This window comes from Dictyobacter kobayashii (assembly GCF_003967555.1).
In the GTDB taxonomy this organism is placed as follows: domain Bacteria; phylum Chloroflexota; class Ktedonobacteria; order Ktedonobacterales; family Ktedonobacteraceae; genus Dictyobacter; species Dictyobacter kobayashii.
In genome coordinates this window covers 671,054-696,382 of the sequence record NZ_BIFS01000001.1, presented here as the reverse complement: position 1 = coordinate 696,382, position 25,329 = coordinate 671,054, and the positions used below count along the sequence as shown (strand labels likewise).

The 25,329-nt window shown below is 51.0% G+C and carries 20 protein-coding genes; 9 read left to right on the top strand and 11 right to left on the bottom strand.

Features of this window, described 5'->3' with window-relative positions; all coding sequences use genetic code 11:
- The first annotated feature begins 1 nt into the window (after window position 1).
- The 3 genes from EL645_RS42300 (at window position 2) to EL645_RS03065 (ending at window position 4,063) form a co-directional block, all read left to right on the top strand.
- The gene (locus tag EL645_RS42300; RefSeq protein ID WP_170207711.1) at window positions 2-1,795 is read left to right on the top strand and encodes an ABC transporter ATP-binding protein; all 1,794 of its coding nucleotides are present in this window, start codon (window positions 2-4) and stop codon (window positions 1,793-1,795) included.
- Window positions 1,796-1,847: 52 nt separating this feature from the next.
- Window positions 1,848-2,681: an energy-coupling factor transporter transmembrane component T family protein gene (locus tag EL645_RS03070; protein WP_126548675.1), complete on the top strand. Its 834-nt coding sequence runs from the start codon at window positions 1,848-1,850 to the stop codon at window positions 2,679-2,681.
- 80 nt (window positions 2,682-2,761) lie between these two features.
- Window positions 2,762-4,063: an ArgE/DapE family deacylase gene (locus EL645_RS03065; RefSeq protein ID WP_126548674.1), complete on the top strand. Its 1,302-nt coding sequence runs from the start codon at window positions 2,762-2,764 to the stop codon at window positions 4,061-4,063.
- On the opposite strand, the gene EL645_RS03060 is transcribed toward EL645_RS03065, so the two are convergent.
- Window positions 4,060-4,350, bottom strand: a complete 291-nt coding sequence (locus EL645_RS03060) for a DUF1330 domain-containing protein (protein WP_126548673.1) — start codon at window positions 4,348-4,350, stop codon at window positions 4,060-4,062. The two genes, EL645_RS03065 and EL645_RS03060, sit on opposite strands and share 4 nt — an antisense overlap.
- A 527-nt stretch (window positions 4,351-4,877) precedes the next feature.
- On the opposite strand from EL645_RS03060, the gene EL645_RS03055 reads away from it, so the two are divergent.
- Together EL645_RS03055 and bcp are read left to right on the top strand one after the other, a co-directional pair.
- On the top strand, window positions 4,878-6,206 hold the full coding sequence (locus EL645_RS03055) for an MFS transporter (RefSeq protein ID WP_126548672.1): 1,329 nt from the start codon (window positions 4,878-4,880) through the stop codon (window positions 6,204-6,206).
- A 262-nt stretch (window positions 6,207-6,468) separates the two neighbouring features.
- A complete protein-coding gene (gene bcp / locus EL645_RS03050) occupies window positions 6,469-6,966 on the top strand; it encodes a thioredoxin-dependent thiol peroxidase (protein WP_126548671.1) in 498 nt (165 codons plus the stop codon).
- A 59-nt stretch (window positions 6,967-7,025) separates the two neighbouring features.
- Here bcp and EL645_RS03045 read toward each other — a convergent pair whose 3' ends face one another.
- On the bottom strand, window positions 7,026-7,589 hold the full coding sequence (locus tag EL645_RS03045; protein ID WP_126548670.1) for an acyl-CoA thioesterase: 564 nt from the start codon (window positions 7,587-7,589) through the stop codon (window positions 7,026-7,028).
- A gap of 333 nt (window positions 7,590-7,922) precedes the next feature.
- Between EL645_RS03045 and EL645_RS03040 the strand changes: the two genes are divergently transcribed.
- Complete coding sequence (locus tag EL645_RS03040; protein ID WP_126548669.1) at window positions 7,923-8,546, top strand: TetR/AcrR family transcriptional regulator; 624 nt, start codon at window positions 7,923-7,925, stop codon at window positions 8,544-8,546.
- Window positions 8,547-8,688: 142 nt separating this feature from the next.
- Here EL645_RS03040 and EL645_RS03035 read toward each other — a convergent pair whose 3' ends face one another.
- The 5 genes from EL645_RS03035 to EL645_RS03020 all read right to left on the bottom strand — a co-directional run bounded on the left by EL645_RS03035 (window position 8,689) and on the right by EL645_RS03020 (window position 13,189).
- Window positions 8,689-9,537, bottom strand: coding sequence for a ferritin-like domain-containing protein (locus EL645_RS03035; protein ID WP_161977065.1), 849 nt, complete (start codon window positions 9,535-9,537; stop codon window positions 8,689-8,691).
- Window positions 9,538-9,670: 133 nt separating this feature from the next.
- The gene (locus EL645_RS03030) at window positions 9,671-10,309 is read right to left on the bottom strand and encodes an ATP-binding cassette domain-containing protein (protein WP_161977064.1); all 639 of its coding nucleotides are present in this window, start codon (window positions 10,307-10,309) and stop codon (window positions 9,671-9,673) included.
- Between the two features lie 38 nt (window positions 10,310-10,347).
- Window positions 10,348-11,052 carry an ABC transporter transmembrane domain-containing protein gene (locus tag EL645_RS03025; RefSeq protein WP_246035260.1) on the bottom strand — a complete coding sequence of 235 codons (705 nt, stop codon included), beginning with the start codon at window positions 11,050-11,052 and terminating at the stop codon, window positions 10,348-10,350.
- Window positions 11,052-11,444 (bottom strand): hypothetical protein, encoded by a 393-nt coding sequence (locus tag EL645_RS42295; RefSeq protein ID WP_246035259.1) that lies wholly within the window; start codon window positions 11,442-11,444, stop codon window positions 11,052-11,054. Before EL645_RS42295 ends, EL645_RS03025 begins: the two co-directional genes overlap by 1 nt.
- Window positions 11,441-13,189: an ABC transporter ATP-binding protein gene (locus EL645_RS03020; protein WP_126548665.1), complete on the bottom strand. Its 1,749-nt coding sequence runs from the start codon at window positions 13,187-13,189 to the stop codon at window positions 11,441-11,443. Before EL645_RS03020 ends, EL645_RS42295 begins: the two co-directional genes overlap by 4 nt.
- 521 nt (window positions 13,190-13,710) lie before the next feature.
- Here EL645_RS03020 and EL645_RS03015 point away from each other — a divergent pair.
- The 3 genes from EL645_RS03015 to EL645_RS03005 all read left to right on the top strand — a co-directional run bounded on the left by EL645_RS03015 (window position 13,711) and on the right by EL645_RS03005 (window position 21,188).
- The gene (locus EL645_RS03015) at window positions 13,711-17,781 is read left to right on the top strand and encodes a hypothetical protein (RefSeq protein WP_126548664.1); all 4,071 of its coding nucleotides are present in this window, start codon (window positions 13,711-13,713) and stop codon (window positions 17,779-17,781) included.
- A 450-nt stretch (window positions 17,782-18,231) separates the two neighbouring features.
- Window positions 18,232-19,065 (top strand): hypothetical protein, encoded by an 834-nt coding sequence (locus tag EL645_RS03010; protein ID WP_126548663.1) that lies wholly within the window; start codon window positions 18,232-18,234, stop codon window positions 19,063-19,065.
- A 95-nt stretch (window positions 19,066-19,160) separates the two neighbouring features.
- Window positions 19,161-21,188: a S9 family peptidase gene (locus EL645_RS03005; protein ID WP_161977062.1), complete on the top strand. Its 2,028-nt coding sequence runs from the start codon at window positions 19,161-19,163 to the stop codon at window positions 21,186-21,188.
- A gap of 178 nt (window positions 21,189-21,366) precedes the next feature.
- On the opposite strand, the gene EL645_RS03000 is transcribed toward EL645_RS03005, so the two are convergent.
- From EL645_RS03000 to EL645_RS02985, 4 genes are all read right to left on the bottom strand, one after another.
- Window positions 21,367-22,521 (bottom strand): Vgb family protein, encoded by a 1,155-nt coding sequence (locus EL645_RS03000; RefSeq protein WP_161977061.1) that lies wholly within the window; start codon window positions 22,519-22,521, stop codon window positions 21,367-21,369.
- Window positions 22,502-23,980 (bottom strand): tRNA (N(6)-L-threonylcarbamoyladenosine(37)-C(2))-methylthiotransferase MtaB, encoded by a 1,479-nt coding sequence (gene mtaB / locus EL645_RS02995; protein WP_126548660.1) that lies wholly within the window; start codon window positions 23,978-23,980, stop codon window positions 22,502-22,504. Before mtaB ends, EL645_RS03000 begins: the two co-directional genes overlap by 20 nt.
- A gap of 136 nt (window positions 23,981-24,116) precedes the next feature.
- Complete coding sequence (locus EL645_RS02990; RefSeq protein WP_126548659.1) at window positions 24,117-24,728, bottom strand: DUF2085 domain-containing protein; 612 nt, start codon at window positions 24,726-24,728, stop codon at window positions 24,117-24,119.
- A gap of 28 nt (window positions 24,729-24,756) precedes the next feature.
- Complete coding sequence (locus EL645_RS02985; RefSeq protein WP_161977060.1) at window positions 24,757-25,020, bottom strand: glutaredoxin family protein; 264 nt, start codon at window positions 25,018-25,020, stop codon at window positions 24,757-24,759.
- Window positions 25,021-25,329 lie beyond the last annotated feature (309 nt).

Below are 25,329 nucleotides of genomic sequence, written 5' to 3'. Positions count from 1 at the left end.
TATGATTGAAATCAAGAACGCTACATTTAACTATAGCGCGCAGGAAGAACAGGACGTTCCTCCTGCGTTGCAAGATATCTCCCTGACCATTCGTGAAGGGGAAACGGTCGCCATTATCGGACATAATGGGTCGGGCAAGAGCACGCTCACCAAATTGCTGGCCGCTATTTTGATTCCCCAGGCTGGTTCTGTGCTGGTGGATGATCTGCGTACCGATGCTGGCGGAGAAGATATCTGGACCATTCGGCAACATGTCGGGGTAGTCTTTCAAAATCCTGATGATCAATTGATCGCCAGTACCGTAATTGATGAGATTGCCTTTGGTCCGGAAAATCTGGGTTTGCCACGCGCGGAGATTGCTGTACGTGTGCAGGAAGCTATGCAGACGCTGGACCTGGAAACCTATGCGCAGATGGCGATCAGTGAATTGTCGGTCAGCCTCAAACAGCGTGTGGCTATTGCCGGAGTACTGGCGATGCGGCCGCGCTATTTGATCCTGGATGAACCAACTACCATGATCTCCGGCCATACCGCCCAGCAGCTTCTGAGCACAATTCAGAAGCTGGCGCATGAGCAGGGCATCGCGGTCATCCATATTACTCATTTTATGTCAGAGATTGTCTCGTTTGACCGGGTGATTGTAATGGATGCTGGTCGGATCTTAATGGATGGTACGCCAGCGCAAGTCTTTGCACGCGTAGCCGAACTACAGGCTGTCGGGCTTGATGTGCCGATGGTGACGCACGTTGGACAAACGCTACGCGCGCAGGGCTGGTCTCAGCTTCCGGATGTGGTATTAACTCCCGACCAACTTGCTTTATCTGTTGAGTCTATTAATCAGGGGGATCGTGCCGCGGTTAATGATGTGGATGGCTCTGCGCAAAGCGCTGTAAGCCCTTCTCCACCTGAGTTGACGGTTGGTGAAGAGGGAAGGGCGGCTCTCTTTACCCTAAAAGATGTTTCCTATATTCATAGGAGTGGAACTCCTTTTGCCCTGGTGGCTTTGCAGCAACTGGCTTTAACCATCACTCCAGGTAGTGCGGTTGGCCTGGTTGGCCCGACTGGTGCCGGCAAGTCAACCCTGATTGATCTGCTGGCTGGCCTCAATAAGCCGTCTTCCGGCTTATTCTATTTTGAAGGCACTGATACGGCCGCTAAATCTTTTAAATTGACGCGTATTCGTTCTCAGGTTGGGGTGGTCTTTCAGTCTCCTGAGTCACAGATTTTTGAGGAGACGGTGGGGAAGGATGTCTCGTTTGGGCCACGCCAGCGCAAGGTACCTCTGGCCGAATCGCGGCGCCTGGTGCAGGAATCGTTAGAGGCGGTCGGTCTGCCCTATGAGGATTTTCGCACGCGTTATACTTATGCGTTGAGTGGAGGGCAAAAGCGCCGGGTGGCGATTGCCGGGGTGCTGGCCCTGCAACCAAAGGTGATCATTTTTGATGAGCCGATGGCTGGCCTTGATCCACGTGGGCGCAATGAACTTTTTGCTTTGATCCAGGCGCTTAAGCAACGCACAGGACTGACGATTATCTATGCATCCAGTAGCCTGAAAGATGTCATCGAACTGGTGGATACTATTCATGTATTGGATAAAGGAAGCCTGGTCTTTAGTGGGACGCCGCGTGAGACACTGGCGCGAGCTGCTGAGTTACGTGCCCTGGATATCGCCTTGCCTGAAGCTGCGCAGATCGCGCTTGCGCTACGTTCGCAGTTGCCAACCTTGCGTACCGCTGTGCTGGATCGTGCAGAACTGGAAGCGGAGCTACTGAAAGCGTGTTCCCGTGTCCTTTGAGCTGACTTTTTCTCTTTAAAATAGAATCAGTGTCTTTGTAAGAGTGGTGGCTATGATTGAGCTTTCTCGTTATGTAACCTTTGGGCAATATGTCAATAATGGTTCCCCGCTGGCGCGTATGGACCCACGGGCCAAGTTGATCTGTGCTGTGTTGCTGATCGGATTGACCTCCTACCTGAGCACCTTTCAGGCTTTTGCGCTCTGCTTGCTATTCTGTGTTGTGCTACACCAGCTTTCGCGTATTTCAATCGGCTACGTTCTGCGCAGCTTGCGGCCCTTTATTATCTTCTTGCTGATTGCTTTTGTGTTTGAAGTACTATTCTATGTACCTCCCAAAGCGCCCCAGTGGCTCTGGCACTGGTGGGTGTTGGGTATTACCTGGCAGGGCATCATCAATAGCATACTGACTATTGTGCGCGTACTCTTTCTCTATTATCTGGCCGCCATGCTCTCTTTTACGACTTCGATGGTAGATTTGACCGATGGTATGGAGGTTCTGGCTGCGCCGTTGCAGAAGATTGGTATTCCGATTAATGCATTTGTGATGGTGCTGGTAATCGCCTTGAAATTTATACCCATATTTGTGACTGAAGTTGAACGTTTGATGAAGGCGCAGGCGGCCCGTGGACTTAATTTTGACCAGGGAAATCTCTTTCAACGTGTCTCTAAGCTATCGCTGTTGTTGATTCCGCTGTTTGTCAGCGGCTTTAAAAAGGTCAAAGTACTCAATGTTGCCATGGAGGCTCGTTGCTATGGTAGCCATGCTGGTTGGCACCGCACCAAACTGCGCGCCCTGCACTTCGCTCGTTTTGATGTGCTGGCATTGACACTGACAATTTTTGTCTGTGTTATTCTAGTTGGCGTAAACTTGCTGGTCAGTCGCTAGCATCGGCTACTGTATGCTATATAGTAGAGGTCTATCTGATATTGGCCTTGTTCACTAAGCACTCTTGTGGAGTTTTATATATGCCAGATATTTTACGACCTGAGGATAAGCAAGCGATTATTAGTGCTGCGGACTCCTTGATTGAAGAGGCTATCGATTTCTTGCAAGGAATGCTGCGGATTCCTAGTATTAATCCTCCGGGCGTAGCTTATCCAGAGTGTGCCAGTTATATCGGGGAGCGTCTAGCCGCGCTGGGTTACCAGGTTGAATATATTACTTTATCTGCCGCTGAAAATGCGGAGTTGGCCCCGTATGGTGAGGGGTTGCCGCGTACCAATGTACTTGGACGCCTACCTGGCCCACAATCTTCCCCAGTTATCCATTTCAATGGTCATATGGATGTAGTGCCGGTTGGCATGGATTGGTCGACACCGCCTTTTGGTGGCGAGGTACGTGCTGGTCGTGTTTATGGTCGTGGCGCGGCAGACATGAAAGGTGGTATTGCCGCCCAGGTCTATGCCGTCGAGGCGATCAGGCGCGCGGGCCTGCAGCTACAGGGAACCGTTGAGCAAAGTGGGGTGGTGGATGAAGAGAGCACCGGTAACCGCAATGCTGGGATGGGCCTGCTGGTCGAACGCGGCCTGATCTCGTCTGAACGCACTGACTATGTGGTAATTACCGAACCATTAAATATCGATAATATTTGCCTGGGACATCGCGGGGCTATCTGGGGGGAGATCCAGACCATTGGTCGCCAATCCCATGGCAGTACGCCTGCTCAAGGTGTCAACGCGTTGGAACACATGGCCGGCTTTATTGATGAAGTGACGGGTCAGCTCGCTCCGCGACTACGCCAGCGCCAGAATCACTATCCTGTTGTGCCCGCTACCGCTAACGCGGCCAGTCTCTCTTTCAATGTCATTCAGGGCGGCACCAACGTTAACAGTGTGCCCGATAGCTGCTGCGTAGCATTTGATCGCCGCCTGGTTACCAGCGAAAGCCTGGCAGATGCCCGGCAGGAGCTCTGGGATATATTAGAACGGCGCGTCCAGACCATTCCAGATTTCCGTTATGAGTATAAGGAGCGCTATGCGGCTGCTCCTACCTGGGTTAGCGCCGAGACTCCACTTGTCCAGTCCTTCGCATCTGCCATCCAGCATATCCTGGGGCGCGCACCGGGTTATGTTTGCAGCCCGGGTACAGACGACCAGCGTTTTGTGGTACAAAACGCTGGTATCGAACAATGCATCATCTATGGTCCCGGTGAAATTACGCAGGCCCACATCGTCGATGAATCTCTGGCCATCGCCGACCTGCTTGTCTCCATCAAAATTATGGCTCTCGCCACTGCCGAACTGCTGGGCGTGCAGAGGCATGCTTAATCGACGCCCTGGACCAATATGGCTCGCGCATCTGAAGCCTGGAAGCGGATCTCTCTGATCCTGCTATATTCGGGTGAGCTATACCAGCGTTTGAATTGTGCTGTATCCGCAAATTCCAGCATAACCAGGCGTTGTAGTGGCCATTCGCCCTCGATCACCTCAAATGCTCCCCCACGTATCAGAAATTTTCCACCATATTTTTCCAGGGTCGCGCCGACCTGTTTGCGATAGTCTTCGTAGAGCTGGGGATCATGCACCTTGATATCAACCACAAAATATACCGCCATTGATCTTCTCTTCTTTCTTTTCTAATTTTCCCTTGTGCGTGACAGGTTCATTTTACGTTGGTCTGCCCGCCCTGCGTCACGTTGTCCACAGCATAAAGAAATGGCGCCGATATGTCAATTTCGTTGTATGTGAAGCAGGGCTTTTTCATGTTCGTCCAGAGATCACGAGCAAGGGATACGATCTCCATTCTTTTAAGTGTGGAGTGTGTATGTGGTGGGCGGCTGCAGCCACCCACCACATACACACTCCACACCCCAAACCGGCGCCGCAGGCGTCAAAGAAGAATATGAAAAAGCCCTGCATGTGAAGCACCAGGTAGAAGCCTTTTACTTTATAAAAAATATAGTAGAGAGCGCTCATAAGTCGTATCACAGTCGCTATTAGAAAGATATTCTATTTATGTGTTATGGGTTTTAGTTATATGGCAAGAATCTTCTTTTAGTATAAAAAATCATATTGTTGTGTTGTAGGGTTTGTGCTACAGTGGAGGTACCCTGTGATGGGTTTATATGGAGGTTAATTTACAATGGAAAAACGCGTTGGGAATGTGCGTTGGGGCATTGCGAGCCTGTTAAGTCTAGGAATTATTGTTAATTACCTGGATCGTGTAAATATATCGGTTGCGCTTACTCCACTTGAAAAAGAGCTTGGGCTCTCAAACTTTCAGACTGGTCTGATTCTTTCTTCATTCCTTTGGAGCTATGCTCTTTTGCAGCTCCCTGTCGGTGCATGGTTGGACCGTTTTGGGGTCCGGTGGCTAAATCGCATAGGTAGTTTTATCTGGGCGTTAGCCACGTTCATGACTGGTATTGTCAGTGGTTTTGGATTGATCCTTTTGTCTCGTATCCTGCTCGGTATTGGAGAGGCTCCAGTGTTTCCTGGTGCTTCCAAGGCAACCGGTTACTGGTTCCCCATTAAGGAGCGTGGCCTGGCAACATCGGCTTTCGATGCGGCCGCCAAGTTCTCTTCAGTAATTGGAGCCCCGCTCATGGCATTTGTTGTGGCGGGCCATGGATGGAGAGCAGCCTTTGTGGTGACAGGGATCATCAATGTCGTTTATGCAATCCTCTACTGGATCTTTTATAAAGATCCCTGTGAGTCAAAGTCGCTCTCGGAGGAAGAGCATCGCTACATCGTTGAAGGGGGCGCGCAGCCTGAGAAGGTTGCTCCAACCAACGCTGTCGCTAATTTCGGGTTCTTATTGCGCCAGCCAAAGGTCTGGGGTTTAAGCCTTGGCTTTGCGGCCTACAACTATTCGTTTTATCTGTTTCTAACCTGGTTACCTGGCTATCTGCAGAAATCTCTGCACATGTCCGTTCTGAAAAGTGGTTGGTACACGATTATTCCCTGGATTGTAGCAACAATTACCGATCTGGTTATCGGTGGCGTGCTGGTAGATGCCTTAATCGCGCGCGGTTATGACGCTACCAAAGTACGCAAAACGATAGTGACTATCGGTATGTTGCTCGGTCTGGCTGTAATCGGAGCCGCTTTTACCACTGATGCTACTGTGGCTACCATCTGGATCAGTATCGCCATTGGCGGTCTGGCCTTTGCTGCCCCGGTAGCATGGAGTCTGCCAAGTATCATCGCGCCCAAGGGCACCGTTGGTTCTGTGGGTAGTATTATGAATCTTATGGGCAACCTCTCGGGCATTGTTGCACCGATTGTTGCTGGCCTGGTGATTGATAAGACCAACTCATTTGCCGCCAACTTCCTGATTGCGGGCGCCATTCTCATCGTCGGTATTCTCTGTTTTGTCTTCCTCCTGGGTCGTATCGAACAGATCAAGATGCCGGGCGAGGGTGAGAAAGAAACAGTTGATGAGAGTCTGGTGCAGACCTCTAAAGCGTGAGCTGTGTAGCTCTCATTCCAAAGCTTGATTTTATACCACCAGAAGGCAGTAAGATGCAAACTAACATGCTTCTTACTGCCTTTCTGTTTTCCTCCTTGTGGTTAGGAAATAAGCTGCATTAGAGTCCTGAAGGGAATATTTTTGATGATCTCTCTGTTTCTATGCATGAAAGAGCACACCAGGATGCTTGCCTGTTTTGTCTTTTGGGGTGATCTTTAATAAGAGCTAATTACTCTATTTTGAGATGTTGAGAGGTGTTTTTATGAGCGAGAGCGAAATTCAAGAGCAGCAGCCTGCTCCCGATTTTACTTTACCTGCAATCGGTAGTGAAGATATTGTCAAAGATGGTCAGGTGCATCTAGGGGACCTCAAAGGCAAAAATGTGGTCCTTTATTTCTATCCAAAAGATGATACCCCGGGTTGTACGAAAGAAGCGTGCTCTTTCCGTGATGCCAATCATCTGTTGCAGCAGCGTGGCGTAGTCGTGCTCGGCATCAGCGTAGATAGCGTAAAGTCCCATCAGAAGTTCATTGATAAATTTTCTCTGCCTTTTCCATTGCTTGCTGATACCGAGAAAACGGTGGCCGAGCAGTACCATGTCTGGAAAGAGAAGAGCATGTATGGAAAGAAGTATATGGGGGTCGATCGTCAGACCTTTTTGATCGATAAAGACGGCATTGTGCGTAAGGTATGGCGCAAGGTCAAGCCCGACGACCATGCCAATGAAGTACTGGAGACCGTCGAGTCTTTGGGCCTCTAGCGGTTAAGCGAACAAATAAAAAAAGCGGGTCCCTGTCCTCGAACAGAGACCCGCTTTTTTTATTTGTTCGCGTCGTTTTCAGCTTGCAGTTGTTTAAATTCTTCGTCGATCTTCTGGCGACGCAGGCGGCGCTGGCGAGCGTGCTCAATGATTTTTGCCTCAGCTTCGTCGGCCGGGATCAGCGGTGGGACTGGTCGTGGCTTGCGATTCTCATCCAGGGCAACATAGATGACGTAACTGCTGGCGATCTTGCGTATCTCGCGGTTGATCAGGTCTTCTGCCGTGACCTCGACGCCAACCTCCATGCTGGTTTTACCAACATAGTGCATGGTGCAATGGACAGAGACCACGTCGCCAATGAAGGCGGGAGCCAGGAAGTCAAAGCGTTCGACACGGGCAGTGACGACGGTCGGGCTCTGACTATGTTTGATGGCGACTATGGCGGCAGCTTCGTCGACCATGCGCATGATAACGCCGCCATGCACATTGCCATGTCCATTGGCGTCGATCAATTCCATCATCCTGCGCGTTGTGCTGCGCGAGAAGGCGATGCTACGGCCCTGGGTTATATCGACTTCTGGGAAGTTACGGTAACGGGTGAATATTCTATCGAATGGGTTCATTAGTATTCTCTCTTAAAATTTAGCTTGTGATTACCTCACTACTATACTCTATTCTGTCCCTGGCAACAAGGTTGCTTGCATGCTGATAGGGCTTTTTACTGGTCGTCCAGAGCTCGCAGAGAGATCACAAGCCAGCACACACTCTCCACACTCTCCACCTGGCGCCGCAGGCGCCAAAGAGGAACATGAAAAAGCCCAGGCATGCTGAAAATAAGCATGTCTGATTGTGATTCTTCCGTTTATAGGGTGGTTGATGGTATTGCTAATAGTAGGAAAGACGGATATGTATTCGCTATAGATTTTTTAGTATGCTGATCTGGTTGGGGGGCGAGGATGCGCAATAAAGAAGAGTTGTGGTTGATGGTAGTGAAGTTGTTTAGCGATCAAGGATATCGGGGTACCGCTATGCGTGATATCGCACGTACCCTAGAGCTGAGCGAGGCCCATGTAACGAGTTTGTTTGGCACCCGGGAAGATATGCTCTGGCATATTGTATCGCGCGCGGCTGGCTTGTTTTTGACGCAGGCCCGTACTGTGCCGCGCACTATTTCGCCTGCTGAGCAGTTGCATTTACTGGTCTATCGCCATCTGGAAGTTGTGTCTCAGGATCGAGAGTATGTGCTGGTGTTTTTACGCGATTGGCTCTTTCTGGATGACGTACATCGTCAGGAAATCCAGGCGCTGCGTGAGACATATGAGGCATACTTTTATCGTGTGATTGTGGCCGGGGTAAAGGAGGAGGTTTTCCGTGTTCCCGATACCTTGCTGGCCTGCTTGTTTGTACTTTCAGCTTTGCAATGGACCCATCAATGGTTTAGCACCAAGGATGTTTTAACGTTTACCCGTATGGCTGATCAATACAGTGCGCTGATATTAAGTGCGCTCTGCTCGGGCTATGCCGTGCCACTGGATGGTGCCATAGCTTATCTCTATCAGAAAGAAGAGCAACCAGACTGATGTCCCAGCGTGGTAGTGAATGCGTATGTGTCGCACCACTACCAATGAGGTGGGTAAAGGCTCTATACCAGCGGGTATATGTGATGGGTAGGGTAGAAGTATAGAGCCTACCATCATGTGCTGGTAACATCAGACTGATCGACTAGAATTTTACCCGGACAGCGGCGCCATCACCTGAATCAGGCTGGCTACCATTGCTGTAGCCCCAATTGTTACTATTGGGATTGCTAGTGGTAATGTATGGGGTTCGATACTCAGTTCCAGGGTAATTAGTACTGACCTGTACATACATATATGTATTATTTGAGGTAGGACTGAGATACCCTGCAGAGGATAATACGCTGGGTACATCTTCCACCTGTTTAATCAGTACCGGTGCATAAGCATAATTATTCGCCGGGCTAGAGCCAATAATGATGCGACCCAGTACACGATGCTCTGATTCGATACAAGCGATCTGAGCCAGGATTTGGGCCAGTCGATACTGATCAATTGCAGCCACTTCCGCTATGCCTGCCAGGTAGGCCGAGGCAATGTAACCTTCCAGTTGTTGTTGTGTTGCAATAAATGTTGACAGATCGGTAAACGTGGAGGTGCCATTTGGATAGCTGAATGTACTGGTAAGAGGTTGTGCACCCCAGGATTCAAAGAATAGTTCATGGATCTGCTCTTCTACCAGGGCGGCCTGTAGATAGACCAGGTCGTCGCCTGAGATGCCCAGCGTGGTGGCATTGGCAATACCATTGCTATAAATGGTGACAGCTAATTGTTCGGCTGTGACCGCAATATCAAGGATATGCTGAAGCTTTGAGCGTGAGCCATGTGCAAATACCGCCCCAGATCCGATTAGCGCATTCGTTCCCAGGGCTGACAGCGAGGCCAGGCCGGCAACGGCACCTTTAAGAACTGTACGGCGCGCACGCTGGGCAGAGATCATCTCAATCAAGTTCGTTTTGGCATTATCAAGCGACTGATCGTCATTTTTTCTCATGAGATACATATGTCCTTTCTCAAGAAGGATTAGAAAAATCCTGGTAGTGAGACTAACGATTTAATAGTCTCACTACTAGAATAAACAAGAGCTAAAATGCCGAATGCGTATTCGTCGCTTGTGTTGAAAAGGGCTACTCTGTGCCGGGTTGGAGGCTATATTGTCCTTGCCAGAGGCGTAGCATTTCATCGCTATGGGCCAACAAATCGTCGAGCTTCCCCCGGGCCTCAACTTTACCATCCTTCAGGACAATAATTTGGTCTGCCCGGCGTAGCGCGGCGCGTCGATGTGAAACTGCCAGTACCGTATGTTCGGGATGCTCAAAGATGCGTTGCCAGAGCAACGCTTCGGTCTCGACGTCCAGGGCACTGGAAAGATCGTCCACTACCAGTAAACTGGCCGGGCGCACGAACATACGTGCCGCAGCCGAGCGCTGGATCTGTCCACCCGAGAGGCGCACACCTTTAGGTCCGACCAGTGTATCCAAACCTTTGTCCATCTCGGCGAGATCTGGTTCCAACACCGCCAGCCGTAAGGCTTCCTGTAGTCTCTGCTCATCCTCTGGTAATCCCAGAAGAATGTTATCGCGTAGACTATCGCTGAAGAGTTGCGGTACCTGCGAAGTATAAGCACTATGAGGAGGGATAAAGAAGCTAGCCGGTTCATCAATGAGCTGGTTGTTCCAGTAGATGCTCCCCTTCTCTTTGGGCAAGAGGCCCAACAATGTCTGTAGCAAGGTTGTTTTGCCCGAGCCGATACGTCCGGTAACCACGGTGAAGGAGCCTTGTTCCAGGCGTAGATCGATCTGCTCTATCCTTGTCCACTTTCAGGATGACGATAGGTCAGGTCTCTGGTTTCCAATATTTGGAGTCGATCGTTCCCAATTTTGGGGAGATCTGGTACCTCGGGAAATGGACCTTTTGTATAGATCGGTCCGGGCTGCACAAGCGTGTGAGCGGGAGCGCCTTTGAGCAGGGTAAGCATGCGCTCCACCGAGACCCCGGCCTGGCGATAGCGTGTCAGGACCAGGCCAAACTGGGTGGTGAACTCGGTGATCCAGCCTAGATAGTAGACGAAGAGGGCAAAGTCTCCGATCGTGAATGTACCTGCATGCATCGATTGGCCGGCCAGCAATAAGATCATACCGGTTCCCAGGCTAACGGTATTGGCGAAGAAGGACTGTAAGACCTGGTCAAAGATGCGGTCGCGTACAGTCATATCCATGCGTTTCTGATTGAGTTGGCGAAAATGCTGGATGGCCTGCTCTTCGGCATTGGCCACCTGGATGGCCTGGACGGCCCCGAACAGCTCACCCAGGAAGCCGGTTACATCGCCCGTCGCCTTGCGATTTTCACCGCGTCGCTTTTTGATCTGTACACTGGCAATATTTACTATCGCGGTAATGACAACCAGTGGCAGAAAGATGGCCAGGGTAATCACAACATTGATGCGCAACATAATCAACATTGAAATGACGGCAAAGGTAGAAAAGGCGATCAAATCATTAAAGGCCATCAGAAAGACGGCATTTTCATCGACATCATCGCGCAGGCGACTGATGGCTTCTCCTGAAGAGGCTGGGAGGGCATGTGCTCCGGTAATTGTAGGATGCGTGCCAGAATATTCTTTTGCAACAGGGCTGTATTGCAGAGAATAAATGGTGAATTGGTAAGCTGGCAACTCACAATACCTGCGATGCGCCCCATAACAGCGAATAATAGTAGTGTGATCAGCCACCAGAGCCCGATATCTACCGCTGGTCGCGCTGTCAGACGGTCAAAGAACTGTTGACCAACCAATCCTGGTATCATTTCAGCCAGCAAGACAATAATGATTGCGAGACAATTGAAGGCATAATTCCAGGGTTGAAAGCGGACCAGACTCGCGAAGAATTTCCAGGTTTTCATGCCAGTACCTCTGCTTCGTGTGCTGTCAGGAGTAATTGCGCGAAGTGAGAAGCGGTATCCGCCTGTAGGGCGCTGCGCTTCCCATATTCCGCGATCTGTCCTGCGTCCATAATCAAGATAGTATCTGCCCGTTTAACGGTCCCCAGGCGATGGGCTATGATGATGCCAGTGCGCCCACTGAGTAGTTTATCCACGGCCTGCTCGATGAGCTGTTCGGTGGCGGGATCCAGGCGCGATGAAGCTTCATCCATGATAATCAAGCCGGGATCGTGCAAGAAGACACGTGTAAAGGCCAGTAGCTGTGCCTCGCCAGCTGAGAGTCCCCCGCCGTTGGCGGCCAGCATCGTGTCCAGCCCATCGGATAGTTTATCAAACCAATCGGTCAGGCCCAGATCTTGTAATGCTTGCAGGATGCGTGTGTCAGCGATACTGGTATCGAAGAGGGTCAGATTGTCGCGCACGGTCGCGTGAAACAACTGCACATCCTGGGTGACGATCCCAATATGGCGTCGTAGATCGGCCATGCTCGCCTGGGAGATATCCACTCCACCCAATTTGAGGATGCCGACCGCTGGATCATAAAGGCGGAAGAGGAGGCGCGTGATGGTGGTTTTGCCACTACCGGTACGGCCAAGTAGACCAAGTACCTCACCTGGATTGAGATGGAAAGAGACATTTTTCAGTACCATATCTTCTTCACCATAGCCGAATTGCACCTGCTCAAAGTCCACACTCAATGGTCCAGCAGGCAGTGGTGTACCCGGACCATCCTTTAACTGGCTGTGGGTACTCATCAACTCCTGTACCCGCACAATGCCAGCACTGGCCTTTTGAAAATCATCGAGCTGGTTAGAGATCATCATAATGGGTTGTGAGAGTTGCTGGGTATAGTAATAGATCAGAAAGGCGATGCCGAGACTGATGCTTTTTGTGCTATAGAGCCACGCGATCAAGGTGAAGGCAATGATATAGGCCACGGCAAAGAAAAGAATCGGCAGACTCCAGGGGATAGATGAAAGAAGACGTGCCCGCGTGCCGGAGCGGAGCCGCTCGCGCGTGAGCATATACAGGCGACGCATGATATAGGGCTGGGCTCCATTAGAACGAATATCTTCCGTGCCGCGCAGGCGCTCTTCCAGAAAGCCAAAAAGTTCCGCACTCACCTGGCGAAAGGCTTTCCAGGGCTTGATGGCGATGCCGCGCGCACTATTAATGGCGACCAGTGCGACCACTGCAAAGATGCTCAAGGCCAGGCCGACATGCCATTCGGTATACCAGAGCACGGCCAGGATACCTGCTAAAAGCAAGAGGCCACCCAGAATCTTGATGACGAATTGAGAAAAAAAGTTGGCCATGTTGGTAACGTCACCATCAACACGTTCGATCAGTTCTCCAGGCGTGTGCGTTTTATGAAACGACATATCCATACGTACCAGATGCAAGGCGAGATCGGCGCGCAATGCATTGGTGGCGCTCCAGCCGAGGCGCTCGCTTATATAGGTCGCGGCAATGGTGATCAACTGCTGGATCAATGCCACCACCATAAAGAGGATCGCTAACCCCAATAGAAAAGGTTGTGGGCCGCTGGCTGTAATGGTATCGATAAATGTGCGCAGAAATTGTGGATTGATCAATTGCAATATTATATCTGCGCAAAGCAATAGCCCGAGTAAGAACACGCGTATATGTTGAGGTGCAAGGTAGCGCCATAAGAGCTCCCGATAATCTTTAAGCGGGACTCGCATAAGGAAGGACTCCTTTCCTGAATAGGCGACAATGGGCGACCAGAGACCAGGCAAAAACAGTAAGCCGGATATGCCACGGCAATTAGATGTGTGTGGGGCTAAAAAACAGGCAGAAAAAAACCGTGGACCTCTTCCGGGGCGTCCACAGTCGTATAGATCAATAGAATGCTTTTAAGGGCATAATGTGGTTAGTACTTCAAATTCCCGCAAAAATGAGCATAGTACGACTGTGGGCGATCAAAAGCTGTCCAGCGGGATAATGGAGGCGCAGCCATTGTAAATTCACCACAGTCAAACTCCTTCTAATAGGGGACTACTCGAAGTTGAAATCTTTCTTTCTTTTCTAAGCAAAAAAAGCTTAACCTATTTATTGCGTTTTGTCAAGGATGAAATAGGACATATGACACTGCTGAGTATCCTCTGAGCACAGTACACTGGAACTATCATCTTTGTCTGTATCTTTTTTGTTTATATCAAAACCTCTAGAAAAAACATGTTGTGACATATAAAGGAGTCATATTATGCAACTGCACGCTTCCCGTTGCGATTGCTGTGGGTTGCCCATTCCTGGGAGTGAAGACGAATGTCCACGCTGTGGCTATCCAGTCGAACTCTCTAAAGAGAAGCAGTATCTGCGTGGGACGATCCGGAATCTGGCACGGGTAGCCACCCATGGTGGGGCGGCAATCACCGTTACTGATCTGTTGAGCCGCTACCAGCGCCGTCTGGACTATCTGGTTGGTGTGGAGGCTCAGGCTAATGCTCAAGCACAGAACGTGAGCCGTCCAACTGCCGTGCTGCCCCAGTTTGTTGCCGCATCCGTACGTCCGCTGGAGCCGAAACGACCTGCAGTGCCGGTGCCATCGAGCCCGGCTGTCCCGACTAACCAGCCATTAACGCCGGTGGTTTCCGCTGTACCACAACAGACCTTTTCCTTTCATGCGTTCTTCGCTGACCAATCGATTAATATCGTTGCCTCACTGGGCGCATTTCTTATTCTGGTCGGCTCCTTGAGCTTTATTGCTTCCACTTCTGATGCGCTCCTGGCCCTCCTGGTGCTCTTAGGCGTGCATATCTTCTTTGGTGCTACCGGCGCCATTACATTTCGTTTTTCCAGTATGCGTACGGTTTCCATCATTTACACCGCCATTTTTGCTTTACAGATACCTCTGGTTGGCTTTTCGTTCTATCGACTGGTCAGCCGTGCGCAGTTATCGCCCTCGACACTGATCGCGATCTCCGCTGCCTATGCCACGCTTGCCTATAGTTCGCTGGCTATCTATCAACGTTTTAAGCCATTCGGCTACCTGGGAGCGGTGGCGCTGGCCGTTACGGACCTTGCCATTGCCTCTGCCTTATCATTGAGTCTCTGGTGGTGGCCCTCCGCCTTTCTGCTGCTGGCATTCCCTATGCTCTACTTCGTCACACGCCCGACTGGCCCGAAAGTGGGTAATGAGCGTTTGGAGATACTGCGCCAGCCTGGACTGGCATTGATGTATACGGCTATTATTGGACCACTCTGCCTGGGTGGGCTGCTCTATCTTATTGAGCTCCTGGTCACCCAGCATTGGCATAATACTACTGACATTGAGATGCGCCTGTCCCTGACGATTTTTGTCCTGTTCTTATTGGCCTGGGTCTGTCTTTTCATCTGGCGCTCTCTGCGCTATAGCTTGAGTCGTCTGGTCCCATATCTGTTTCTGGCCTTTGTATTCTGTCTCCTTTATACTTTTCAGGCAGCAACGCCTGTCTATATGCTGGTGATGACACTGGTCGCTATCCTCTACTGGGCTGGGGCCCGCAACATCGCTCAACGCTCATGGCCTATCAAGTTTGTGTCTATACAACTGGATATCCTGATTGTTGCATTGGTGGTATTGACTGCGTTTATTAGTGATCCCAACTTGATAATCGAAGCACTCAAACAAGCATATATACCACATGTAAGTTTTATTAGTTCCTTTATCGTTGATAGCTGGTTGCCGCTAAAATTATTGCTGCTGGCGATTGGGTGCGCCGTCCTCTTTGGTGTAGTACTTAATCATGTTGGCTGGCGGCGGGTGCCCGGGCACGCCGTGGCTCGTTGGTGCTGGTTATTATTGCTGGCTGGCCTGGTATTCCACCTGGTGCTTATCAATATCCTTTTATGGACCCAGGGCTCTTTAGGATGGGGTTTGTCTGCTTTTGCTATCGGTTGTGCTGTAGCCGCCGCATTTGTCCGGCGTCAGACCAGTGAAGCCTGGTCATATCCCCTGGCAATCCTGGCCCTCTGGATTGCCTGTGAGTCTATGGTATTGAGTTTTGGGCTCCCGGCCCAGCAGCTAATCCTCCTTTTGCTCTTGTATGTTGTCTCTTCCTATGCGTTACTCTTTTACTTGAAGCTAGATAGTTGGCTCTGGTTGCCAGTAGCTTTTGCCGTCATCTCTCTGTTTGCACTGAGACAGCAACCCTTGCCGTTTCTGCTACTGGGGCTGGCGATTCCCTTGCTGGCGGCCAGCCTTACGCGTTGGGAGAAGCTGCCTCAACAGTCTGTGCTCGCGCATGGACAGGCCAATCATACCTGGCCGCTGTATGTGATGGGTCTGTTGTATAGCGTGGCTTTTGCGCTCTTCAACTATAATGCGCCTCAGGGCACGTTGGAGACCTGGTTCTCGCTGCCTGGATTGTTTACTATCGAGATGGCTTTGCTGGCGCTATCCTGGTATGCCGCGGCTGTGATTGTACGTGAAGTCTGGCCGCTGGGTGTGGCAACAGGATTTGCACTATTAAATGTGCTGATGCCGACGAACCAATTCTGGTGGTTATTGGGGGTAGCTATTGGAGCCTTGCTACTTGCCGTGTTGATCAGTCGGCTATTCGATTTAAAGTGGGCCTTCCCCTGGTATATCGTGGCGATCAGTGCGGCGTTTGTAATGGGTATCCAGGGAGGAGCCCAGGGTTGGAGCCAGGCGGCCTCCTGGTCATTGCTCTGTTTTGCCTTGTTGGTGTACCTGGCCGGGATCGCTGAGCGCAATGAAATATCACAATTGATCCTGTTCTGGACGTTTACCGTCCTGTCCTGCTGGGCTGTCTATGCGGCTGGATCGGTTGGAGACCTCTATCGTCCGCCTCTCCTGACTCTGCTCTTTGCGGGCATTGGCGTTGGCATTCGCTGTGTGCGCTTTGGCCTTGAAGAGGGGACCGCCTGGCAGCGCCGCCTACGAATGCGCTCTGTTTTACCTCTCTATACTACTGCCACCTTTGGGGCGACACTGACAGGTGTGCAAGGTTGGCTGAACGGCGTCAATGCTCCTTTTTATGCTGCGGTGCCAGTACTCCTGTTTGTCTTTGCGTTGACTGCCTATGGCATCTCTTTGATTGAACGCAGGTCAGTCGGACTCTGGCTGGTGGCTCTCTTTGCCTTCTGGGGCATGCTACTGCTGCCCACGATCGTTACCTGTGGATCGACCATCATTCTCCCAGCTATTGGCCAGCTCAACTGTCAGATGCAGATCCAGCTGGTACTCTTCAGCCTGGCCAGTAGCGTCTTGCTGTGTTGTGTACTTGGCATAGTTGTCTTGCGTCTGTTGAAGCTTCTCTCTGGCCATTCGATACAGCACTGGGGTTGGATCTGGTACATCATTGCATTGGGAGGAACGGTTATTAGCTGCTTCTGGGCTGAAAGCCAACGGGTCGCTCTCCCATTACCCTTGCTGTTATTGACGGTGGGTATGTTTGTCGCTCTGGCGGCGCTTATCATGCTGGTAGAGCGCTTGCCAGAACTTATTATCATGGTCACGCTACTGGCAGCGTGGACTGTTTTACATTTTGCAACCACTCAATGGAACCAGCTGGGCATTCTGAGCATCTTCTTCTGCCTGGTGTTTGCCGCCCAGTTTATCTGGAGATGGCTCGCGCCGCGTACCCAGATAATCGCGGCCGATCGCCTCACCAGAACTGTCGCACTGTTTGGACAGTTGTTGGTGGTCGCCAGTGCATTTGTGATCATGGTTAACGATGGTCAGGCCTCTCACATTGGAGCGGCCACTCTGCTTATATTCGCTGGATTGGTCTTCTGGTGGGGTCAGCTACAAGCTGAGTCGACACAGCGGCACCTGGCTCGTTATGCGGGAGGCTTTCTCTGTGCCCTGGCTGTCAGCTGGGAATTGCACACCTTAGGGCAGACAGAGCTAACAATTCTTTGTACGACCCCGGCAGTCTACCTCATCGTCATCGCACCGTTTATGAATCGTGAGGTACAGATTGAGGAGCATCAGCTACTTGGACAGATCTGTTCAATTGTAGGTGCTACCCTGCTGTTCGGCCCTACGCTCTGGCTTAGTTTCCAGCGTGCTAATGTAGGACCTTCTCTCCTGCTTGCTGGAGAGTCTATCATCTTGCTATTATTGGGCTTCATCACGCGTATCCGTTTCTTTGTACTCAGTTCAGCGGCACTCGTGATTATCACTGCTATCCATGTGCTTTTCCTCCCATCATTGGGGATTCCAACCTTCCTGGCGCTCTTCTTACTGGGTATACTGCTGGTGATCCTGGCTACTACCTTGCTCCTTGTGCGCCCTCGCCTGGCCGCCTTCTGGGCTAACGCCGGATGATAGAGAAAGCTTGAGAAGCGGCTCGCCGCAGGAGCAGTCAGATCCTCCGGTGGCGGGCCGCTTCTCTTACTTATCAGGAAACTGGTCATCAGAATTATCTCAATTCTCCCTCATTGTGATATGATTATGGCGTATATTCTGAAGCGGGCTATATCCAAATTGCATCTGCCTATCTATCACCTTGTGTATTCTTACCTTGCCCCTGATTATGATAGGGGCAAGTATGCTAGAAGGGGACTTTCTTGCACTCACAGGAATAGGGCTGTGAGTGTGGAGTGTATTTTACGAGTTCGGGTGATAATATATTATAAATGGTCTCTGTTTTTTGTCTGAAACAAGCTTTTGCCTCTTGATTCATACCGGTGGACTGGTATGGGGAAAGAGATTATGGGCTGGTAGCATTTCAAATGGATTCAATAGCCGGTTCGTTCGGTTTATGAGGAGGGAGTCATGGAAATTTCGCTGCGGCTGGACACGCTAGGTGTGGTCGAAGTCCGCTATCTGCGTGGCCGAGAACGGTACCGGGACTGGCCCCAGTTTCAATTACTGGCCGCCTCACGTCAAGCACGTGTTATTTCTTACTTCCCAAGAGAAGTAGCGGAGCAGCTTCACCAGCAGATTCTGATGATCGAGGCGGCGCTCGGTTTAGATGCAGGGGATGACGATGATGAGGATGAGGATGAGGAACAACCAGTGCAGAATCATGATGAAGGTGAGCATGAGGAAGCGACAAAGTCAGCTGAACGGGATGGGAATTCGTTTTCGCCAGCGTTTGCCCAGGCTTTAAAGCAGTTGAATGAACTGGCACGTCAGCGCTTACCAGATGCTACTCCGAGCAATCAGAGCCATAATGAGTTGGCTCCGGAGATGGATGCAGATAATGATGAGGATGCTCTGGAGCAGTTGCAAGATGCTTTTGTTCAGATGATGGAAGTTGTGCGTGAGCTGGCTGAGGAAATGTCGACAGATGCGCTGAAAATCACTGGTCGTTTAAAATGTGCCCGTACTAATATTGAGTTTATTCCGCGTGCAGCCAGTACCGAGGAAGAATCTGATGAAGACGAAGAGATTGAGAATCCACTGGATCTACCAAGAGATGATGGGTTACTAAGTCTGGATGAAGTTGAGTTGGTAATGGTTTTGCAGCTTTTTGAAGATGGGCGTGCACGCCCCGAGGATTTGCCTGCAATTGAGCTCCAACTCGATGTAGACGATTTTGAACGCCTTCATGAGACGCTTGATATTGCACTGGAGCGCGATCGTCGGAGTCGCCGTCGGCGTTAAATATTCTGAAATTCTCTAAAAACCCGTGGTAATATGCTGAATGAGAGCGTATATATACCATGGGTTTCGATTTTTTAATGAAGAGGATTGATGCTATGGGACGAGCCATTACAATTGATGATCTTTATCAGCTGAAATTTTTGAGTCGGCCACGTATCTCGCCAGATGGGCAGCGGGTTGCCTATGTGGAGACGACGATTGATGAGCAAAAGCATGAGTATCACTCGGCGATCTGGATCGCTTCACTACAGGATGGGCAGACGCGGCGTTTTACTAGCGGTCCGGCCAATGCTCATAGCCCCAACTGGTCACCGGATGGCCGCTGGCTGGCTTTTGTCTCTGAACGGGTAGGCGAAGGCTATGGTAAGGATCCAGCTGCCCAGAAGAAGCAGGGCAAGGATAAACCGCAGATCTGGGTGTTGCCGACAGATGGTGGCGAAGCCCAGCAGGTAACCTTTATGCAGCATGGTGCCGCTGCCCCTGTCTGGTCACCTGACAGCCAGCGCCTGGCCTTTAATGCTCCAGTTGGGCCTGCCGACGAAGAGACCGCTGAAGGGAAAGCGTTGCCCAAGGTACGCGTGATTGATCGTCTCTGGTATCGCCTGGATGGGGTGGGCTTTATCAATGAGCGGCGCTCTCATTTATTTCTGGTAGATCGTACAGGTGGTGAGCCACAGCAGTTGACCGATGGTGATTGGGATGATGGTGAAGCTGTCTGGTCGCCGGATGGTACACAGATCGCATTTACCTCCAATCATAGCGAGGATCGCTGGCAGTTTCCAGGCGATGATGTTTATGTGCTGGGCCTGCAGAATTCTGAGCTACGTTGTTTGACCAATAGCAAGCTGGGTTGTGCTTCCCTTTCCTGGTCTCCTGATGGAAAGGCCCTGGCTTTTCTGGGCGCTCCTAAGGTCCATGCAGCGGGGCAGTTGCGCCTGTATCGCATTGCTAGTGATGCGCAGACCAGTACACCTACCTGTCTCTCAACCGATTTTATCGGCGCTTTCGCTGATTGGACCAACTCGGATGTTGGCGACGAGCATCTGGCTCCGGCTCCGCTCTGGTCGGCTGATGGACAGATCCTCTACGCTATTGCTACGTATCATGGTGCCTCACAGGTCTTTGCCCTGTCCAGTCAGGGGGAGAATGCTGAGCCACAGGTGCTGACTCCCGGTGAGGTTCATGTACGCGATATCAGCATTGACCATGCCGCGCAAAAGCTAGCCTTGCTGGTTGGCGGAACAACCCAGCCACAAGAAATCTTTGTGCGTTCGCTGGCTCCCCAGGCAGAACTTCAGCGTGTCTCACATGCCAATGATGCCTTGCTCGACGAGCTATACCTCTCACAGGCAGAGCGCATCACGTATGCTGGTGCCGATGATTGGGAGATCGAGGGCTGGATTCTCAAGCCACAGAACTTTGATCCCGCCAATAAATATCCATTGGTGATCGAGATTCATGGTGGCCCCAACACGGGCTATGGTTATGGCTTCTTCCACGAGATGCAACTACTGGCTGCGCAAGGGTATGTCGTATTCTACTGCAATCCCCGTGGCAGTCTGGGCTATGGCTACGAGTTTTCTGACGCGGTACGCAATGCCTGGGGTGAGAAAGACTCCATTGACATTATGCTGGGCATGGATGAAGTTATCAAGCGAGGCTATATTGATGAGCAGCGCCTGGCAGTCACCGGGGGTAGCTATGGTGGCTTTATGACCAACTGGCTGGTTGGACATTATGATCGCTTTAAGGTCGCCATCACCGATCGTTGTGTCAGCAACATGGCCACCATGTTTGGCACCAGTGATATCGGTTGGGACCTGGCCAGCGATGTACTGGACACCACGCCCTGGGAGAGTCTGGACCGCTACATGCACATGTCTCCTATCTCATATGTGCAGCACATTCATACCCCCTTGCTGATTATCCATAGCGAACAGGATCTGCGTTGTAACATTGAGCAGGCCGAACAGCTCTTTGCCGCCTTGAAGTGGATGGGGCGCGAAGTCAAATTTGTGCGCTTTGAAGGGCAGAGCCACGGTCTCTCGCGCGGTGGACATCCTAAACTGCGCCAGATCCGCCTGCAACACATTCTTGACTGGTTCGCAACCTATCTAAAATAACCTGGTAGCGTTTTCCGAGCGCCTGTTTGGATAAAGTAAAGGGATTTCTAGCATGAACCTGGAAACCTATGCTGGAGATCCCTTTCTGCATCTCTTGTCCGTTGAAGACGCGCCCGCGTGAAAGATTTGGAAGCCTGTACAGGTCGGAAGTTAGGATACAAGCATGCAATCATCTTGTTCAGGGTTTGAGCACGCCTATCTGGTTCGTTGCCGATTCTGTAAACCAGAAGCTTTTGTCGGGGGCCTGGGCGATGCCCAGGGGGGTGCAGTCAGGGCTGGGTATGGGATAGTAATTGAACGTTTTTGTTTTAACATTGAAGTGGGCAATGGCATTAGAGACCGAGACGGTGGCCCAGATATCATTAGGTGAGGTGGCAAGCAGCCCATAGATGCCTTGAATGCCATGGCTGATCATGGGGGCGTTATAAGTCGTGAACGTTTCTGTGTCTGAATTAAAGCGGATCAATGTGGCAGTGTTGAATGTGCTGATCCAGAGCATTCCCGCTGGATCACTCACGATCTCCATCAAGGATAATGGATCTTGTCCAACCAGTGTTGGGGGTGTATAGAAATGCAAGGCACCGCTATTGGGGTCGAGGCGACCAAGCGTATTTGTACCCGAGTTGGTGAACCAGACCTCTCCACGCTTATCCAGCGCGATACTATAAGGGCTGAGCTGTTGCACCGTGCGAGGATTTGAGAGTGGATAATGGGTAATTTTGCCGCTTTTAACCTCCAGTTTGCCGATGGCATCAGCGTTCATCTCTGTAAACCAGATGTTTCCTTGCTGGTCCAACATCAGTTCATTGGGAGCAACGGGCAGGCTGAGCGTCTGTTTGCTGTTGCCAGGATCTGGTTTGTTGACTGTAGGCAAAAAATAGGTATCGAAATGTCTGGTGGCAGGATTATAGTGGCCTATATAGTTGGCGTATTGTTCGGCATACCAGATGGTATTGTCGGGGGCCGCGATAACGCCCATGATACCGGCCTGTCCATGTGGCGGTTTAAGTTGTTCAAAGGTCTTGCTCTGGGGATCAAATGAAGCCAGGTAGTTCTGACCCATTTCGCCGAACCAGACGCGGCCATGACCATCTACCGCGGGACGCATCACTCCACTTTTATCCTGTGGCAACGGATATTCATTGAAGGTTCCGCTGGCCTGGTTGAGGGCTGTATGGGCCTGGTTACTGGCGGTATAAGCCGGGCTTGCTGTGGTGCTATTTCCGCAGGCGCTGAGCAATAGTAAGAGTAAGAGGCCTACCAGCAGAGTCAGACTCCAGGCTGGCAGGCATTTGTATTGGGTTGCGTAGTTTTTATCGTGTGTATGTGCCATTGACACCATCATCAATCAGGTGGTTCAGTCGCGCTTGTACGACGGTATGTTGCCAGCCAGCAGCATTTTCTGGTAGCTCATTAACCTCGACGCGAATATAGTTATCGGTCAAACCTTCCCATTTACCATGCTTGAATTGTTCAATCAGTACCGGTACAGTCTGACCCAGGAATTGTTCGCGGAACAGGCGGCTATGCTCATCGTTCAGCTCAAGCAGGCGCTGACTGCGGGCCTTTTTATCCACATCCTTGATCTGTCCACGCATGCGGGCCGCTGGTGTACCCTGACGGGGTGAAAAGCGGAAGACATGTGACTTGGCGAACTCTAACTCTTTGGCCAATTGATAGGTCAACTCAAAATCCTCATCGGTCTCGCCAGGGAATCCGGTGATGATATCTGTGCTGATCGCGATGCCAGGGACCAGCCGTTTGGCGGTGGTAATGATTGTGCGGTATCGCTCACTATTGTAGCGCCGGGCCATACGACGCAGGATCGCATCTGAACCACTCTGCATTGGCAGGTGTAGATGGCGGCACATACGCGGATCGGCCCACATCTCCAGCCATTCCAACTGAAAATCTTCGGGTTCCAGGGAAGAGACACGGATACGTGGCATCTCTGTCTCGCGCAACAAAGTCGCAATCAGATCGCCCAGGTCCAACTTCTCATCGGAGTCCGGATGGTAGTCGCCCAGGTGAATCCCGGTCAGCACGATCTCCTGATAGCCAGCGCGTGCCTTGCGCTGCACATTCTCGACCACGGACTCGATGCTGCGGCTGCGGGACTTGCCGCGCACATAAGGTACGATACAGTAGGTGCAGCGATTATCGCAGCCATCCTGCACCTTCATCTGCACGCGTGTACGCGAGAAGAGCCGATTATTAGCCAGTTCACTGGTCTGTACATTATCTGTGAACGGTGTCAGGCGGGCGGGATTTTCAGGTTGGGGCTCCTCTTCCTGTACCTGGAAAGTCAGAGCATTATCGCTTCCAATATGCTGGGTATCCAGGGGGAGCACTGGCAGCGTGCGCCGTAGTTGTGGCTCTGTTGTTGCTGTTTCATCGACAGCATTTGTACCGGTGAACTCCTGCTGCACCAGTTTCTCGCGAATGGTCGAGACCAGGCCCTCTTTCTCGGTATTGCCTATGACCAGATCGACGCCGGGTAGCGCTGAGACACCCTGCGGATTCAGTTCGGCATAGCAGCCAGTGACGACGAGTAGCGCATCAGGATGGCGGCGATGGGCCTGAGCAATCAATTGGCGTGAGCTTCTATCACCCAGATGCGTCACGGTACAGGTGTTGACAATATAGATATCCGCGGACTCCTCGAAGTCGCGTTGCTCGAAGCCAGCCGCATGCATCTGATCGCTGATGGCCTCACTATCGGCTTGATTGACTTTGCAGCCCAGCGTGGTCACTGCAAATGTGTTTCCCTGTTGTGCTAAATTCTCGGACATACTCTCTCTACTTGTTCTGGCTCTCGCATAATATGCTTGCAATTGTATAACAGCCTGCTGGCTCTAACGATTAGAATTATTCTGCTAATCGCTTGATTATAGCGCATTCCGCCATATTTGGCTACCAGCTTCGCCCTTACTGCGCGCTTTTGCTTTTGTTGCGCGTCATTGCCTGCACTTGTGGGGGAAGGGTCGTCTCTAGCAGGCTTTTCTGCATCAAAGGTAGGGCGAACCAGATATTACCGACACCGAAGAGTGTACCGGTAATCACACGCAGTATCCAATCGCTCTCACGCCAGCCAAACATCTGGGTTGTGCCATCCCAGGCCATAGGAAGTAACATCAAGATCCATAGCCACCAGGGGATGCCAGGCATACGTTTCTTGCTCAGAACAAAGACCAGGCTGGTGAGGAACATAGAGGTATAGATAGAGAAGTTGCGCTCACAGAGGCCAAGCTGATGCCCAAAGATATAGATCGAATGTGATGGAATCTGGGCGCACACATAGTGTAAGGCAAAGAAGAGGGGTTTGGCGATGCTATCCAGTCCAAGATAAGACAGAAAAGGAATCGAGATAGCGGTAGCAACCAATGTTCCCAGGCCGATAGTAATAATCAAAGCCCAGTATTCGGTTAAGAAATCACCACCGCGATCGATCCAGCGTTCAAATGCCGATTTGGGTCGACCTGGTAAAACATGTGGGGGTGGTGCCCCATAATGCTGGTTGGTAAATGGTTGTATTGACATACCCCTACTTCCTTGTCATTTCGCCATGTTAAACATGAAATGCGTTTGCCAGATCACTATATTCTATACGGCCCTCAGCAACAATGGTTTCATCAATCATCACGATAGGAATACGATAGCGATAAAGCTCAAATAATTCCATATCTCGACGAATATCGATTTCGGTGAGATCATATTCTGTGAGGGTCGCGATCTCATCCAATAACTCGCGGGTATCATCACAGAGATGGCAGCCGGCTTTCGTATAGAACGTAACCTGTGGTGCTCTCTGGTTTGGGACCTGCTCTTCCACGTTCCCATTCCTCCATATATTCCGGATTTGCTTCAATCATATCATATTTTGTGGCTAAAAGGACAAGGAGATGGTACAAGAGGACCTGTACAGTCATCTTGTGCCATCCATAGTTTTCCTTACCAGCAGCCTCGGGGTGGGGGAGGACAGGTGACATTACCTCCATCGTGGATACTAACGTGTGCTATCTGAGATGTTGTGTGAAGCTTCTGTGTGTAATGACTGACATTGGAAACATTGTATCCTGTCCATAGTGTGGGCGTAAACAAGCTAAACAAGAATATAGACAGGACAAGGGCCGCTTTGCGC

What these genes read in the sequence shown, in the direction of transcription:
- EL645_RS42300 (WP_170207711.1), top strand. Translation starts at nt 2, where the DNA reads ATGATTGAAATCAAGAACGCTACATTTAACTATAGCGCGCAGGAAGAA.
- EL645_RS03070 (WP_126548675.1), top strand. Translation starts at nt 1,848, where the DNA reads ATGATTGAGCTTTCTCGTTATGTAACCTTTGGGCAATATGTCAATAAT.
- EL645_RS03065 (WP_126548674.1), top strand. Translation starts at nt 2,762, where the DNA reads ATGCCAGATATTTTACGACCTGAGGATAAGCAAGCGATTATTAGTGCT.
- EL645_RS03060 (WP_126548673.1), bottom strand. Translation starts at nt 4,350, where the DNA reads ATGGCGGTATATTTTGTGGTTGATATCAAGGTGCATGATCCCCAGCTC.
- EL645_RS03055 (WP_126548672.1), top strand. Translation starts at nt 4,878, where the DNA reads ATGGAAAAACGCGTTGGGAATGTGCGTTGGGGCATTGCGAGCCTGTTA.
- bcp (WP_126548671.1), top strand. Translation starts at nt 6,469, where the DNA reads ATGAGCGAGAGCGAAATTCAAGAGCAGCAGCCTGCTCCCGATTTTACT.
- EL645_RS03045 (WP_126548670.1), bottom strand. Translation starts at nt 7,589, where the DNA reads ATGAACCCATTCGATAGAATATTCACCCGTTACCGTAACTTCCCAGAA.
- EL645_RS03040 (WP_126548669.1), top strand. Translation starts at nt 7,923, where the DNA reads ATGCGCAATAAAGAAGAGTTGTGGTTGATGGTAGTGAAGTTGTTTAGC.
- EL645_RS03035 (WP_161977065.1), bottom strand. Translation starts at nt 9,537, where the DNA reads ATGAGAAAAAATGACGATCAGTCGCTTGATAATGCCAAAACGAACTTG.
- EL645_RS03025 (WP_246035260.1), bottom strand. Translation starts at nt 11,052, where the DNA reads ATGGCCTTTAATGATTTGATCGCCTTTTCTACCTTTGCCGTCATTTCA.
- EL645_RS42295 (WP_246035259.1), bottom strand. Translation starts at nt 11,444, where the DNA reads ATGAAAACCTGGAAATTCTTCGCGAGTCTGGTCCGCTTTCAACCCTGG.
- EL645_RS03020 (WP_126548665.1), bottom strand. Translation starts at nt 13,189, where the DNA reads ATGCGAGTCCCGCTTAAAGATTATCGGGAGCTCTTATGGCGCTACCTT.
- EL645_RS03015 (WP_126548664.1), top strand. Translation starts at nt 13,711, where the DNA reads ATGCAACTGCACGCTTCCCGTTGCGATTGCTGTGGGTTGCCCATTCCT.
- EL645_RS03010 (WP_126548663.1), top strand. Translation starts at nt 18,232, where the DNA reads ATGGAAATTTCGCTGCGGCTGGACACGCTAGGTGTGGTCGAAGTCCGC.
- EL645_RS03005 (WP_161977062.1), top strand. Translation starts at nt 19,161, where the DNA reads ATGGGACGAGCCATTACAATTGATGATCTTTATCAGCTGAAATTTTTG.
- EL645_RS03000 (WP_161977061.1), bottom strand. Translation starts at nt 22,521, where the DNA reads ATGGCACATACACACGATAAAAACTACGCAACCCAATACAAATGCCTG.
- mtaB (WP_126548660.1), bottom strand. Translation starts at nt 23,980, where the DNA reads ATGTCCGAGAATTTAGCACAACAGGGAAACACATTTGCAGTGACCACG.
- EL645_RS02990 (WP_126548659.1), bottom strand. Translation starts at nt 24,728, where the DNA reads ATGTCAATACAACCATTTACCAACCAGCATTATGGGGCACCACCCCCA.